Annotated in this window: 15 protein-coding genes and 1 pseudogene; 11 read left to right on the forward strand and 5 right to left on the reverse strand. The window is 70.5% G+C overall.

Going from position 1 to position 14,926, the window contains the following annotated elements:
* Together ACFV6I_RS28050 and ACFV6I_RS28055 are read right to left on the reverse strand one after the other, a co-directional pair.
* A partial coding sequence (locus tag ACFV6I_RS28050; protein WP_380428282.1) for an FAD-dependent monooxygenase occupies positions 1–898 on the reverse strand: 898 nt, incomplete at its 3' end.
* Positions 891–1,478, reverse strand: a complete 588-nt coding sequence (locus ACFV6I_RS28055) for a PadR family transcriptional regulator (RefSeq protein ID WP_063350796.1) — start codon at positions 1,476–1,478, stop codon at positions 891–893. The genes ACFV6I_RS28055 and ACFV6I_RS28050, both read right to left, overlap by 8 nt.
* Before the next feature lie 196 nt (positions 1,479–1,674).
* Here ACFV6I_RS28055 and ACFV6I_RS28060 point away from each other — a divergent pair, with 196 nt between their 5' ends.
* The 7 genes and pseudogenes from ACFV6I_RS28060 (at position 1,675) to tpx (ending at position 6,652) form a co-directional block, all read left to right on the forward strand.
* Positions 1,675–2,211: a hypothetical protein gene (locus ACFV6I_RS28060; protein WP_380339338.1), complete on the forward strand. Its 537-nt coding sequence runs from the start codon at positions 1,675–1,677 to the stop codon at positions 2,209–2,211.
* Between the two features lie 14 nt (positions 2,212–2,225).
* A pseudogene (locus ACFV6I_RS28065) lies at positions 2,226–2,432 on the forward strand (SAM-dependent methyltransferase); the annotation flags it as partial.
* A 278-nt stretch (positions 2,433–2,710) separates the two neighbouring features.
* On the forward strand, positions 2,711–3,100 hold the full coding sequence (locus tag ACFV6I_RS28070; protein WP_063350794.1) for a WXG100 family type VII secretion target: 390 nt from the start codon (positions 2,711–2,713) through the stop codon (positions 3,098–3,100).
* A complete protein-coding gene (locus ACFV6I_RS28075) occupies positions 3,100–4,827 on the forward strand; it encodes an alpha/beta hydrolase (protein ID WP_380339341.1) in 1,728 nt (575 codons plus the stop codon). The genes ACFV6I_RS28070 and ACFV6I_RS28075 overlap by 1 nt, the downstream gene beginning before the upstream one ends.
* A complete protein-coding gene (locus ACFV6I_RS28080; RefSeq protein WP_380428283.1) occupies positions 4,824–5,438 on the forward strand; it encodes a hypothetical protein in 615 nt (204 codons plus the stop codon). Before ACFV6I_RS28075 ends, ACFV6I_RS28080 begins: the two co-directional genes overlap by 4 nt.
* Before the next feature lie 11 nt (positions 5,439–5,449).
* The gene (locus tag ACFV6I_RS28085; protein WP_380428284.1) at positions 5,450–5,932 is read left to right on the forward strand and encodes a hypothetical protein; all 483 of its coding nucleotides are present in this window, start codon (positions 5,450–5,452) and stop codon (positions 5,930–5,932) included.
* 219 nt (positions 5,933–6,151) lie between these two features.
* Entirely contained in the window at positions 6,152–6,652 is a 501-nt protein-coding gene (gene tpx, locus ACFV6I_RS28090; protein WP_380378277.1) for a thiol peroxidase, read from the forward strand.
* A 160-nt stretch (positions 6,653–6,812) separates the two neighbouring features.
* Here tpx and ACFV6I_RS28095 read toward each other — a convergent pair whose 3' ends face one another.
* The 3 genes from ACFV6I_RS28095 to ACFV6I_RS28105 are packed head-to-tail and all read right to left on the reverse strand — an operon-like array spanning position 6,813 to position 8,826.
* On the reverse strand, positions 6,813–7,568 hold the full coding sequence (locus tag ACFV6I_RS28095) for an SDR family NAD(P)-dependent oxidoreductase (protein ID WP_063350789.1): 756 nt from the start codon (positions 7,566–7,568) through the stop codon (positions 6,813–6,815).
* Complete coding sequence (locus ACFV6I_RS28100; protein ID WP_063350788.1) at positions 7,565–8,548, reverse strand: 3-oxoacyl-ACP synthase III family protein; 984 nt, start codon at positions 8,546–8,548, stop codon at positions 7,565–7,567. Before ACFV6I_RS28100 ends, ACFV6I_RS28095 begins: the two co-directional genes overlap by 4 nt.
* Positions 8,549–8,565: 17 nt before the next feature.
* Positions 8,566–8,826: a hypothetical protein gene (locus ACFV6I_RS28105; RefSeq protein WP_063350787.1), complete on the reverse strand. Its 261-nt coding sequence runs from the start codon at positions 8,824–8,826 to the stop codon at positions 8,566–8,568.
* Positions 8,827–9,575: 749 nt separating this feature from the next.
* Between ACFV6I_RS28105 and ACFV6I_RS28110 the strand changes: the two genes are divergently transcribed.
* The 4 genes from ACFV6I_RS28110 to ACFV6I_RS28125 form a co-directional block, all read left to right on the forward strand.
* Complete coding sequence (locus tag ACFV6I_RS28110) at positions 9,576–10,463, forward strand: class I SAM-dependent methyltransferase (protein WP_063350786.1); 888 nt, start codon at positions 9,576–9,578, stop codon at positions 10,461–10,463.
* A 17-nt stretch (positions 10,464–10,480) separates the two neighbouring features.
* Entirely contained in the window at positions 10,481–12,040 is a 1,560-nt protein-coding gene (locus tag ACFV6I_RS28115; RefSeq protein ID WP_380428285.1) for a flavin-containing monooxygenase, read from the forward strand.
* A 387-nt stretch (positions 12,041–12,427) separates the two neighbouring features.
* On the forward strand, positions 12,428–13,909 hold the full coding sequence (locus ACFV6I_RS28120; protein WP_380428286.1) for an FAD-binding protein: 1,482 nt from the start codon (positions 12,428–12,430) through the stop codon (positions 13,907–13,909).
* A gap of 559 nt (positions 13,910–14,468) precedes the next feature.
* Positions 14,469–14,926, forward strand: a 458-nt coding sequence (locus tag ACFV6I_RS28125) for an SRPBCC family protein (protein ID WP_380428288.1), incomplete at its 3' end; no start/stop codon positions are given.

The following is a 14,926-nucleotide window of genomic DNA, read 5'->3' on the forward strand; positions in this document are numbered from 1 at the left end:
CCCGGCCCCGGCGCAGCCGTTCGGCCAGGCGGGCGGCGTCGCCGAAGCGGGTCAGCCAGTGGGCGCGGGCGATCGGGACGCGGCGTCCCAGGGCGTGGTCCAGTGCCTGCTGGAAGCGGGGCAGGGTGAGCGGTTCGTGCCGGTCCCGGGGCGGGTGGGGGTCGGCGGTGAGCAGGCGGACGTAGCCGGGTCTGGGGATGGCGAACACGGTGCCGTTCTCGCCCGTGTTCACGCCGAAGGGGATCTGCCGGGGGTCGGTCAGGACCACGTCCGCGAGCAGGGTGAAGCGGCGGGCGGGGGTGCCGGGGAAGGCGATGGCGGCGAGTCCGCGCACGGTGCTGCGGCCGCCGTCGCAGCCGGCCAGCCAGCCGGCGCGCAGCAGCGCGGGGCCGTCGGGGGTGTCGGTGTGGGCGTGGACGCCGTCGTCGTCGAGGTCGAGGGCGCTCAGGCGGTGGCCACGCAGGATGCGCACGCCCAGGTGGCGGGCGTGTTCGGTGAGGATCTCCTCCACCCTGGTCTGGGCGATGCCCAGGACGTAGGGGTGGCGGGTGCGCATGGCGGCGAGGTCGAGGCGGGCCTGTGCGGTGAACGCGGTGGTCGCCACGGTGGGGCCTTCGGCGAGGAGGCGCTCGGCCAGGCCGCGGCGTTCCAGCAGTTCCAGGCTGCGGGCGTTGAGATTGAAGCCGCGGCAGAAGCCGGGCGGGGACGGGTCGCGTTCCAGGAGCACGGTGCGCACGCGGGCCAGGGCCAGTTCGCAGGCCAGCATCAGGCCGGCGGGGCCGGCGCCGACGACCAGGACGTCCGCGTCGCCGGCGGCGCTGGCGGCCTCGGCGGCGGGTAAGCGCTGTCCGGTACGGGCCGGCGCGGGTGCAGGTGCGGGTGTGGGGGTGTCAGGCATCGGGGGCGGCCTCCGGCCAGGCCAGGGTGCCCTGTTCGATCTCCTCGGCGGTGCGCAGCACCCATTGGCGTTCGGCGTGCAGCATGGCGTGGGCGTACTCGGCCTCGATGACGAACAGTCGGGGGGCGTGGTGTTCGCGGGTGGCGCTGTGGTGGGCCTGTTCGCTCTCGGTGATGCGGGTCTGCAGGGCGGCGGCCCGTTCGCGCAGGGCCTGGGCGGCGCGGTGCGGTCCCAGGGCGCCGAGGTAGCTGACGGCGGACAGGAATTTCGGGTATTCGCGGGAGGGTTCGCGGATGAGTTCGTCCAGCCACTGGGTGAAGTACTGGCGGCCCTGGGGGGTGTGGCGGTAGACGGTGCGGGCGGGGCGCGCGCCGACTTGTTCGGTGTCGGTGGCCTCGATCCAGCCGTCGCGGGCCAGGGCGCGCACCGTGTCGTAGAGCGAACCGGTGGTCAGTTTGAAGGCCTGGTCGAGGTGGCGCTCGCGCAGGGTGGTGGCCATGGCGTGGGGGTGCAGGGGCTGTTCGAGGAGCAGGCCGAGCAGGGCGAGGGCCAGGGGGTTGGCGGGTCGTTTGGCGGTCATGGCACTCCGTGGTCGCACGCGGGGGCCCGGGTCGGGGCCGGGGCTGGTGATACTCGGATCGTACTACTCGGATCCGAGTATGTGGAAGGGGTGGTCCGAGTCGCCCGCCGCGGCGCGGCGCCGCACCGGCCTTGCGGTGCAGGGGAGTTCGGTCCCGGCCGTTGCCGGGGCGCTGCCGGGTGCGATCATGGCGGGCGTGGCTTTTGACGACGCGCGACCCCGGTCCGGCCTGGCCTATGAGCGCTGGCGCGCCCGCGAGGCGCCCCACGGGGACTTCATCATGTTCGGCGACGGGTCACTGTCGGTGATGCAGCTCATGCGGTTCTCCCCCGCCGGCCGGCCCCACGACCCGCGGGCCCAGCAGTGGAGTTGGGGGGAACTGCTGCGGGCCACCGCGTGGACCCCCACCGACTGGACGGACGTCGACACGACGTTCGCCACCAGCACCCACGCCGGCAGCCGCGCCCTCGCCGGCGAGGCGTCCGAGCACGGCAGCATCGGCTGGGTCGCGCTGACCCGCGACGACGACGAGAACACCCTGGAGTGGCTCGCGATCTCCTGCTCCTCCAACCCGTTCGCCGACGTCACCCTCGACGACACCACGGTGACCGCCACCAGCACCCTGGGACGGATCTGGACCTTCCCCCGCAACGCCCCGCAGCAGGTACGGATCACCGAGGACCCCACCCACCCCTGGCCCTCCCCCGCCGGGCCGGCGGACCCCACCCCCTGAACCGCCCGGCCGGGCCGGCCCCGGTGACCTTCCGGCGGACCTGCGTGTTCGCCGCCGACGGGCAGCAGCCCACCTCCACCTCCACCCTGCGCTTTCGCCAACGCGGCGAGGTGGAGGCGGACTTGGCCGCACACGGCTTCATCCTGCGCGAGGTCCGCGACGCCCCCGACCGGCCGGGCCGCGAACTCGTCTTCATCGCCGCCCGACCACCGCAGCCGTAGACCCGCGCCACCGCCCGACCGCCCCGACCCGGGCCCGGGTGACGGGGCGCCACCGCCGGGACGCGGGCACCGAAAGCCCGCCGCCAGGCCGTCACCGGGCCTGCGCCGGTGGGCTGATCTGCTATTTTCGCCATGCTTCGACGCGAACCGTACAAGCGTGCGGTTTCGCATGCCCGCACGGGACCCCGGCCGCGAGCCCGGCCGCGGCCCCGGGTGCGGGCCCCGGGGCGGCCCCAAGCGGGCACAGCAGTCGGTCGACCAGCGGGGGGACGGGATCCATGAACGCGTACGCGGGCTCCGACGGGCCGGGCCTGTACGGGCCCTACGGTCCGCCGGCGGGCGGGCCGCTGTTCGGGGTGAACCCGGCGGACCTGGACGCGGCGGCGAAGGTCGCCAAGGACACCGGTGAGGCGATGCCGGGCGAGCTCAAGCACATCCACGAGCCCTCCGACACGGCGGTCGCGGCGCTGTCGGGCTGGCGCACCGGGGCGTCGCTGCACGCCTGCACGGCGGCGTGGGAGGAGTGCCTGAACAAGCTGGCCTCGGAGGTGGACGGGGTGAGCCTGAAGCTGGGCCAGACCGCGGGCAACTACCGCGGCACCGACTCGGGCAACGCCGGCGCCCTCAAGGCGCCCGGCGCCGGGCCCTACGCGCCGGCGGTGAACTGATGGTCACCCTCGCCCAGCTGCGCGACGCGGACCTGTCCGGCCTGGCCGGCGCCGCCGGCGCCTACGACACCCTGGCCGGCGCGTTCGGCAAGCACGTCCAGGCGATGAACACCGAGGTCACCAAGCACGTCTTCAACAGCCAGTGGGTCGGCACCGCGGCCGGCGCCGCCAACGCCTCGCTGCAGCGCACCAGCGGGCGCCTGGACGCCGCGCACACCGAGATGTCGGCGGTGTCGGGGCTGCTGCGCGAGGCCTCGGAGAGCTTCCAGCTGGCGCAGTCGAAGCTGAAGGAGGCCCTCCAGGAGGCGCAGGGCGCGGGGCTGACGGTCGCCGAGGACGGCACGGTCAGCTGGCCGGCGCCCTCGCAGGCGGAGCGCCACGACCCCGGCTACGACACGCCGCAGCGGGCCAGGGCGCTGGCGGATCGCATCTCCCACGCCGTCACCGAGGCCGACGGCGCCGACCAGAAGATCGCCAAGCTGCTGGACGACCTGACGGTGCGGGCCCGCACCGGCACCGGACTGGACCTGGCGCAGGCCGGCGCCGACCGCAAGGCCGTCGACGAGCTCGGCACCGGCCTGATGGCGGCCGGCTGGCCGCCCGCCGGCGCCGCCCCCACCGAGGTCAACTCCTGGTGGAAGGGCCTGACCCCGGACGAGCAGCAGCGCCTGGTCCAGGCCCACCCCGACCTGCTGGGCATGCGCGACGGCATCCCCGCCACCGCCCGCGACCAGGCCAACCGCCTCAACCTGGCGCACCTGATCGACACCTACGAGCACAAGCCGAACCCGTCGGACGACGAGAAGCAGAAACTGGAGGGCTTCCGAGCGATCCGGGACAAGCTGAACGTGCAGAACGGCCGGCAGCCGCCCGCGTTCCTGCTGGGCGTCGGCGAACAGGGCCAGGGCCGCGGCATCCTGTCCTTCGGCAACCCCGACACCGCGAAGAACGTCAGCGCCTACGTGCCGGGGCTGGGCACCAAGCTGTCCTCCGTCGGCGGCAAGGACGCCGACCGGGCCCTGAACGTGTGGAACGCCGCCCACATCGCCGACTCCGGTGCCGAGGTCGCCTCCATGATCTGGCTCGGCTACGACCCGCCGCCCGGACTGGAGAAGGTCCTCGACGGGGACCCCCGGCCCCTGGAGGTGATGGGCACCGACCGCGCCGCCAAGGGCGGCGCCGCCTACGACACGTTCATGGCCGGACTGCGCGCCACCCACGAGGGAGCGCCCGCGCACCTGGTCGCCCTCGCCCACAGCTACGGCTCCACCACGGTGGGCCTGGGCGCGCAGCTGCCCGGCGGCACCGGCGCCGACGACATCATCCTGGTCGGCTCCCCCGGCACCGGCGCCGACAAGGCCTCCCAACTGCACATCGACCCCCACCACGTGTGGGTCGGCGACGCCGAGAACGACCCGGTCAGCCACCTGCCGGCCAAGGGCCGGGTCGCCACCGACGTGGTCCTGGGCCCCGTCCTGGGCCCCGTCGCCGACGACCTCTACCAGACGTTCGCCCCCGACAACCAGCTCTGGTTCGGCCAGGACCCCGCCAGCAAGGACTTCGGCGCCAACCGGTTCGCGGTCCCCGACGGCAAGTCCCTGTCCCTGGACTCCCACTCCAACTACATGAACAGCTCCTCCGACACCGCGACCGCGGAGTCGATCAACAACATCGGCCAGATCGTGGCCGGCAGGTACGACGCCGTGACACGGCAGGAAGGCCGATGAACATGGCAACCCCGACCGCACGACGGCTCGGCCTCACGGCCGCCACGCTGGCACTCGCCCTGACGGCCTGCGGGCACACGGGCGCGGGCGTGGGCGTGGGCGACGAGCACCCGGCACCCGAGTCCCTCACCACACCCGAACAGGCCGTCCAGAAACTCGACGCGCTCCTGGACGAGGCGCTCTCCGGCATCCAGCCGCCGCTGCGCCACTGGGACGGCTGGCCGCGCTCCACCGAACAGAGCGGGGGCATCGACGACCACTCCAAGGGCTATGCCATCGCCACCCGCGACCGCCACATCATGACCAAGGTCTCCAAGGCCAAGTACACCGCCCTGATGGACATGGCCGAACGCGACTGGAAGGCCAAGGGGTACAAGATCACCTCGGTCAACCCCAACCAGCCGGCCCTGTTCGCCGCCGCCCCGGACGGATCCTCCGTCGCGATGCTGTTCGGCGCCGCCGGCAACATCACCCTCCAGGCCTCCGGCGGCGGCCACATCCCCGTCATCCGCGACCGCGACCCGTTCGGCACCCCCACCCCCGACCCCGTGATGGCCAACGGCAACCTCGACGTCATCCCCACGGACGACGACCCGTTCTGGTCACACTGAGAGCCGCCCCCATGACCCCCGAACAGGCCGTCCACGCCCTCGACGCGCTCCTCGACGAGGCGATGTCCGCCATCCGCCCCCCGCTGCGCCACTGGGACGGCTGGCCGCGCTCCACCGAGCAGACCACCGGCGGCCTCCAGGACCGCTCCCTGGGCTACGCCACCGCCACCCGCGAGCGGCACGTCACCACCAGGGTCGCCCCCGCCAGGTACGGGGCGCTGCTGGGCGTCACCGAACGCGGCTGGCAGGCCCGCGGCTACCGGATCACCGCCGTCAACCCCCGCCAGCCCGCCATGTTCGCCACCACGCCCGCCGGATACGGCGTCGCCGTGCTGTTCGGCGCCGCCGGGAACATCACCTTCCAGGCCACCGTCGGCCCCATCCCCGTCATCCGCGACCGCGACCCCTTCGGCACCTACGTGCCCGAACCGACCCTGCCCAACGGCAACCTGGACGTCCTGCCCCGCCACGACGACCCGTTCTGGTCCGCCTGACCGGCAGACGCACCGCCAGACCCGCAGACAGACCCGCTGGCAGACCCGCCGGCAGGCGCACCGGTGGACCCGCCGGCGAGCGCACCGGCGGGCACAGCGGCGCGGGCACCCGCAGGCCCTCCCGTGTCCGAGAGGTGGCCACCCGGCGTCCGGGGCCGGGGGCGCGCAGTAGGATCGGCGGCGTTGTCACCACATTCCACCGCTGGTAGGAGGCTTTTCATGGCTCAGGTCACGCTGAAGGGGAACCCGGTCCAGGTCGGCGGCGCGCTGCCCCAGGCCGGCAGCCAGGCCCCGGCGTTCACGCTGGTCGGCGAGGGACTCGCCGACACCTCGCTGCAGGACTTCGCCGGCAGGCGCAAGGTCCTCAACATCTTCCCCAGCATCGACACCCCCACCTGCGCCACCTCGGTGCGCACCTTCAACGCCAAGGCCGGCTCGCTGGCCAACACCGTGGTGCTGTGCATCTCCGCCGACCTGCCGTTCGCGCAGGCCCGTTTCTGCGGCGCCGAGGGCCTGGACAGCGTCCGGACCCTGTCCACCCTGCGCGGACGCGACTTCCACGAGAACTACGGCGTGGCCCTGGCCGACGGCCCGCTGGCGGGGCTGACCGCCCGCGCCGTCGTCGTCCTGGACGAGAACGACACCGTCCTGCACACCGAGCTGGTCGCGGAGATCGCCGACGAGCCGAACTACGAGGCCGCGCTCGCCGTCCTCGCCTAGCCGTCCTCGCCCAGGCCCCGCCACGGGACGCCGGCCCCGCCGGCCCCGCTGGCCCCGGTCGGACCCGGCCGGGCTGCCTGCGCACGCGGCCCGGCCCGCCCCTGAGGTCTTCACCTGGGGGGCGGGCCGGGAAGGGCAGCGGGCGGGGCCGGCGGGGGGGTCAGGTGATGGAGGCTCCCGAGTCGATGCTGATGACCTGTCCGGTCATGCAGTCCTGGTCGAGGAAGAGCCCGATGGAACGGGCGACCTCCTGCGGGGTGACGAACCGCGGCACCGGCACCTTCTCCCGCATCCCGGCGATCACGTGCTCGGGCAGGGTGTCCGTCATCCCCGTGATCATGAACCCGGGCGACAGCGCGTTCACCGTCACCCCCCGGCGCCCGCACTCCGCCGCCAGCGTGCGGGTCAGCCCGATCAGCCCCGCCTTGGACGCCGCGTAGGCGGTCTGCCCGGCGGTGGCGATCAGCGCGGACGGGGAGACGATGTTGACCACCCTGCCCCAGCGGGCCCGCAGCATCGCCGGCACGCACACCCGCGCGGTGTGGAAGGAACCGACCAGGTTCGTGTCGATCACCTGCCGCCACTCGACCGGGTTCTGCATGGCCATCAGCGCGTCCTTGCGCACCGCCCCGTTGTTGACGAGCACGTCCACCGGGCCCAGCGCCTCGGTGATCCGCTCGTACATCGCGGTGACCTGCGCGTAGTCCGCGACGTCGCCGGTGACCAGGACGTGGTCGCCGGCCAGCTTGCCCGCCACCTCCTCGGCGGCCTGGCGGGCGCTGTTGTAGTGCACCGCGACCCGGCACCCGGCCGCGTCCAGCGCCAGCGCCAGCTCCCGGCCCAGACCCCCCGAGGCGCCGGTGACCAGCGCCACCGGGGAGTCGGGCCGCTGCCCGAAGGCGCCCTTGCCGCTCACCGCGCCCCTCCCCACGTCAGCAGGACCGAACCCCACGTCATCCCGGCACCGAACCCGGCCAGCAGCACCGTGTCGCCGTCCTGGATGCGCCCGGCGTCCAGCGCCTCCGCCAGCGCGATGGGGATCGACGCCGAAGCGGTGTTGCCGTACCGGTCGAGATTCGCCACCAGACGGTCCGCGGGAATCCCGGTGTGGGCGAGCACCGAGTTGATGATCCGGATGTTCGCCTGGTGCGGCACCACGTGGTCCACGTCCGCCGGCGTCAGCTTCGCCTGCTCCAGCGTCTCGCGGATCGTGCGCACCGTGTAGCGCACCGCGTTCAGGTAGATCTCGTTGCCGTTGATCTGCGCGTAGTGCAAGCCCTGGCGCACCGTCTCCTCGGTGGTGGGCATCCGCGAGCCCCCCGCCAGGACCTTCAGGCTGTCCTTGCACGAGCCGTCCGCGCCCAGGTTCCACGCCAGGACCCGCTCCACCGGGCCGGGCTGCAGGACCACCGCACCGGCCCCGTCACCCACCAGGATCGACAGGTCCCGGTCCGCCGGGTTCGCGGTCAGCGTGTGGGTGTCCGAACCGATCACCAGGATCGGGCGCGGGTCCATGTGCAGCAGACCCACCGCCGTCACCAGCGCGTACACGAACCCCGCGCACTCGGAGTTCACGTCGTGCGCGCTGCCCGCGATCTTCAGCGCGTCGTGGACGAACGCCGACGTCGCCGGCGAGGGCTGCTCCGGCGTCGCCGTCGCCACGATCAGGTGCGCGATGTCCGCACCCGACAGCCCCGCCCGCTCCAGCGCCCGGCGTCCGGCCTCCACCGCCATCGACGCGGTGCTCTGCCCCGCCCCGACCGCCCGCCGTTCCCGGATCCCGCACCTGGAGACGATCCAGTGCTCGTCCACACCGAAACGCTCCGCCAGCTCCACGCTGGTCACCACGCGCTCGGGGACGGAGATCCCCCACCCGGTGATGTCGAAGCCGCTCATCGAGCAGTGCCCCGCGCTCAGACGCCGGCCTGGCCCACGAGCGCCAGGATCCGCTCGTGCACCACCCGCAGCGTCGTCGTGTCGTCGATGTCCGCGAACAGCGACTCGTCCGCCGGAATGTGCGGGTACTGGTTCTGGAACCCGTACAGCCACTCCATCAGATCCAGCGAGTCCACGTCCGCGATGTGCTGCAGCGCCGCGTCCGCGTCGATCTCCTGCGCCCCGGACACCGCCTGCAACTGCGCGGCCAGGTCCTCGATGGTGGGGATGTCGGACATGAGTGATCGTTCCTTCCTGGACGCCCCGGAACGGGCGCCAACACGTGATGAGGCAGAACAGACCCGGACACCCCGGGAGGATCACGGACACCGCCACCGCGCCCCCCGCCGCCCACAGGCCACGGAACGCACCGCGACGGAACCCGAAAACCCCCCGGGGAAAAACCCGGGAAGGCCGTGGGGGCCGCGTGTCTTGTCGAAACCGCATGAAACCCACCCCCACGCAAACGCCCCGCAACCCCGGCCCTGCGCCCACGCTTGCGCACCGCTTGCGAGACACGCGCTTACCTGACCCGAGACACCGCACCCACACGCACGACACCCACCACCTCGCACCGCACCGCACCGCGACGCGGACACCGCACCCGCACAGCGCCGCACCGCACCGCACCCGCACAGCGCCGCACCGAGGCCACCGCACCGCACCGCGCCGCAGGCCGCACCCGCCGGGGCGGGAGGGCGACCGTAGGCAAGCACGGACACACCCCGACCACCCCGACCCGCACGGCCGTTCACACCGCACGGACCCGGCCGCCCTCACCGGCGCTCCCGTCCGCAGACGACGAGAGCGGCCACCGCCACCGCAACGGCCGTCCACGCGGGGAAAGGCACCACCCGCCGCCGCGCACCACGGACACCCGCACCACCGGACACCCGCACCACCCGGCCCAGTCCAGTCCAGTCCGGCCCGGCCGAGCCCGGCCCAATCCGGTCCATCCGATCCGCCACCAGAACAGGGGCACACCCGCATGACCACCGCCGAGACCCGCTCCATCAACCCCGACGTCGACGCGATCCGCCACCACTACGAGGTCGGCAACGACCTCTACCGCCTCATCCTGGGCCCCACCATGATGTACTCCGGCGGCTACTGGGAGGACGGCGAGGACCTCGTCGCCACCCTCGACGAGGCCCAGGAACGCAAGCTCGACGTCTTCACCGACCTCGCCCAGGCCGCCGGCAAGGCCAAGGTCCTGGACATCGGCTGCGGCTGGGGCACCATGCTCAACCGCCTCACCACCGTCCACGGCGTCCAGCAGGCCGTCGGCGTCACCCTCTCCCGCACCCAGGCCGACTTCGTCGCCGCCCTCGACAACCCCGCCATCCACGCCCGCGTGGAGAGCTGGGAGGACCACAAGGCCGACGGCGAGCCCTACGACGCCGCGTTCTGCATCAACGCCCTCGAACACTTCGTGCTCTCCTCCCTCACCCCCAAGGAGCGCACCCAGCGCTACCGCGTCTTCTTCAAGCAGGTCCACTCCCTGCTCAAGCCCGGCGCCCGCTTCGTCCTGCACACCATGACCGTCGAGAACCCCCCGCTGCGCCGCCAGCTCCTGGACGACCTCAAGTTCCTCCAGCGCGAGGAGTTCGAGGGCTGCCACATCCCGCGCCTGCCCGAACTCGCCGCCGGCCTCGACGGCCTCTTCGAGGTCACCGAGATCCGCAACGAACCCGAGTCCTTCGCCCGCGCCTGCCGCGCCTGGCTCCAGCTCCTGGCCGCCCGCCGCGACGAAGCCGTCGCCATGGCCGACGAGACCACCGTCCAGCGCTTCGAGCGCTACCTCGACATCTTCGCCTACACCCTCGAAGACCACATCTTCAACAACTTCCGCGTCACCCTCACCCGCCGCGCCTGAAAGGGGACACCCCGGCCATGACCACCACCGCCGAACACCCCGCCCCCTCCGGCGCCGACCAGCCCGAACCCTCCGGCGCCACCACCCACCCCGACACCACCGCCGTACGCCACCTCAAAGTCGCCATCATCGGCGCCGGCATCTCCGGCCTGGGCACCGCGATCCGCCTCCTGCAGAGCGGCACCGACGACTTCCTCGTCTTCGAACGCGCCACCGACCTCGGCGGCACCTGGCGCGACAACACCTACCCCGGCTGCGCCTGCGACGTCCAGGCCCACCTCTACTCCTTCTCCTTCGCCCGCAACCCGCAGTGGAAGTCCACCTTCGCCACCCAGGCCGAAGTCCACGCCTACCTCAAGGACACCGCGCAGCGCTTCGGCGTCGAACCCCACCTGCGCTACGGCCACGAACTCCTCGACGCCCGCTGGGACGCCGACCACCGCCACTGGCGCATCCACACCACCCACGGCCGCTACACCGCGCAGATCCTCGTCACCGGCACCGGCTACCTCTCCGAGCCCGCCGTCCCCGACCTGCCCGGCCTGGACACCTTCACCGGCACCCTCTTCCACTCCGCCCGCTGGCGCCACGACCACGACCTCACCGGCCGCAACGTCGCCGTCATCGGCACCGGCGCCTCCGCCATCCAGTTCGTCCCCGCCATCCAGAACCAGGTCGCCCGCCTCGACCTCTACCAGCGAACCCCCCCCTGGGTCGCCCACAAACCCGACAAGCCCAACACCCCCCGCCACACCTGGATGCTGCGCCACCTGCCCGGCTACCAGCGCTTCCGCCGCGCCTTCAACAAGAACGGCCGCGAGATCGTCGCGTTCTTCATGTCCCGCCCCACCCGCACCACCGGCATGAAGAACATGGCCGCCGGCCACCTCAAGAAATCCGTCCCCGACCCCGGCCTGCGCAAGCGCCTGACCCCCGACTACACCGTCGGCTGCAAACGCCTCCTGTTCTCCAACACCTGGTACCCCGCCATCCAGCAGCCCAACGTCGACATCGTCTCCGACACCATCACCGACATCGGCCCCACCCACATCACCACCGCCGACGGCACCACCCGCACCGTCGACACCATCATCCTCGCCACCGGCTTCACCGCCACCGACCGCCCCGTCGCCCGCCGCATCCACGGCCGCGACGGAACCACCCTGCGCGACACCTGGCACACCCACGGCATGAAAGCCCACCGCGGCACCACCATCCACGGCTTCCCCAACCTCTTCATGCTCCTGGGCCCCAACACCACCCTGGGCCACTCCTCCCAGACCGTCATGATCGAAGCCCAGATCGCCTACATCGTCGACGCCCTCAAAACCATCGACAAACTCGGCATCACCTCCGTCGAGATCCGCCCCGAAGCCCAGAACGCCTACAACCAGACCCTCACCGACCGCCTGAAGAACACCGTCTGGAACGCCGGCGGCTGCCAGAGCTGGTACACCGACCACCACGGCAACAACCCCTCCATCTGGCCCACCTACACCTACCGCTTCCGCCGCCAGACCCGCCGCTTCGACCTCCTCAACTACCAACGCGCCACCGTCACCCACACCACCCCCTAACCCCCCACACGCACACACCCGGACACACACACGGGCACACACGGGCACACACGCGGGGGCACGCAGGGGCACACACGCGGGCACACGCACACAACCACACAGGCACACCCAACACGGCCGGGCGGCACCCGCCCACCCACGGACCCCGCCGCCCGGCCGGCCCACACCCCAGGACACCCCACCGGAAACCGGAACCGGACACACAACCAACAACCGAACACCTGCACGGACCCAGCAGACCGCCCACCCCGCAGGACCCACCCACCCGCCCTCACACACTAACCACCACCCAACCGCCAACCCGCAGCCGTCACACCATCAAGCACCCCACCCACGAACACCCACACGCCACCCGAACACACCCACTACCCCAGAACAGGAAACCCCATGACCAAACCCCTCACCAGGCGCACCATCCTCACCACCACCGCCACCACCGCCCTCATCACCGCCTTCAACACCACCACCCGCACCTGGGCCACCACCAACACCCCCACCACCCACAACCACTGCCCCGTCCCCACCCTCGACGGCACCCTCACCACCGACACCACCACCCTCACCGAATTCAGCCACGACTTCGGCCGCCTCACCACCAACACCCCCCACGCCGTCCTCAAACCCGGCTCCGACCAAGACATCATCAAAATCATCAACTACGCCCGCCACAACGGCCTCAAAGTCGCCATGAACGGCCAAAGCGGCACCGACAACGACCTCGAATCACACTCCAACTACGGCCAGGCCTCCCCCAACGGCGGCATCAGCATCGACGCCCGCACCCTCAACCGCATCCACACCATCACCCCCACCAACGCCACCGTCGACGCCGGCGTCACCTGGGCCCAACTCACCGACGCCACCCTCAACCAAGGCCTCACCCCACCCTGCCTCACCGACTACCTCCACCTCTCCATCGGCGGCACCATCAGCATCGGCGGCATCGGCAACACCGTCCAAAAACACGGCCTCCAAGCCGACACCGTCGAATCCATCGACATCATCACCGGCACCGGCCAACTCCTCACCGCCACCCCCACCAAAAACCCCGACCTCTTCCACGCCGCCCTCGCCGGCGCCGGACAATTCGGCATCATCATCCGCGCCACCATCAAACTCATCCCCGCCCCCCAACGCGCCCTCGTCTTCAACCTCTACTACAACAACCTCACCACCTACCTCACCGACCAACAAACCATCCTCAACGACGGCCGCTTCCACACCCAAATCGGCGAAATCATCCCCCAACAAAACACCACCCCCCTCTACAAAATCGAAACCGCCACCTACTACAACGGCACCACACCCCCCAACCCCACACCCCTCCTCACCGGACTCAACCCCAACCCCCACCAAACCACCACCACCGACCAGACCTACCGCGAATACACCTACCGCGCCGACACCTGGACCCAAAACCTCAAAAACCTCGGCTACTGGAACCAACCCAAACCCTGGCTCAGCCTCTTCATCCCCGCCACCCAAGCCGCCAACTTCATCACCTACGCCACCCCCCTCCTCACCCCCCAAACCCTCGGCCAAGGCCTCCTCCTCTTCTACCCCTTCCCCACCAACAAACTCACCCACCCCTACGCCATCACCCCAGGCGAACCCACCACCTACCTCTTCGACCTCCTCACCTTCCCCCACCCCAACACCAACCCCACCACCCAACTCACCCACAACCGCACCCTCTACGACCACGCCACCACCCTCGGCGCCAAACGCTACCTCGTCGGCGCCATCCCCCACATGACCCCCACCGACTGGAAAAACCACTACGGCCCCCAATGGACCAACCTCACCAACACCAAACACAAATACGACCCCACCCACACCCTCACCCCCGGCCAAAACATCTTCCCCTAACAACACAAAAAAACAGACACACAACAAACAAACACGAGCAGACACAAACACACAGACACAGCACGGCACAGCACAGCACAGCAATAAAACAAACCAGCAAACAAACCCTCAAACAACAAACACAAACCACAGACCACAGACCACAGACCACGGGCCACAAGCCACAGGCCCGCAAACACCGACACAGACCACAGGCCGCGAGCGCACAAACACAAAACACCAGACACACAGACACACAGCAGGCACAAGCACAAACACACAGGCATCGACCCGCAAGCGCAGGCATCGACCCACAGGCGCACAGGCGCAGGCACCCCCACCGACACAGAACCACAGAAATACACCAATAAAACACGCAGACACACAACAAAAACAAACCAGCAAACAAACCACAAACACAAACCACGATCGGCAAACCACAAACGGCAAACGGCAAACGGCAAACGGCAAACGGCAAACGGCAAACGGCAAACGGCAAAAAAAGAAATACAGGCCAAAGACCAGAAAGCAAGAACCCGGAACATCAGGACATCAGGACATCAGGACAGAAGGGCCCGCCATGCACACCTACGACCTCATCAACGAAGCCATCATCCACGCCCCCACCCAACAAGTCTGGAACCACCTCATCGCCGAACTCAACGGCACCACCACCTGGTGGACCCCCCACAACACCCACCAACCCGGCAACCCCACCCCCGAACACCCCGGCGGCACCACCCACATCACCATCCACCCCAACGGCCACACCAAACCCGGACCCAAAATCCACACCACCGCCACCACCACCCACACCACACCCCCCCACACCCTCACCACCACCCACACCGGCCACTTCACCGGCACCACCACCTACACCCTCACCCCCACCCACAACAACCAACACACCAAACTCACCATCACCTTCACCACCACCCCCCACGGATGGCCCACCCTCCTCCCCAAACACACCATCCCCAACCAACACACCAAAGCCACCCACAACGCCCTCACCAACCTCAACCACCAACTCACACA

Origin of the sequence: Kitasatospora sp. NPDC059803, assembly GCF_042732255.1 — a bacterium.
Lineage (GTDB): Bacteria > Actinomycetota > Actinomycetes > Streptomycetales > Streptomycetaceae > Kitasatospora.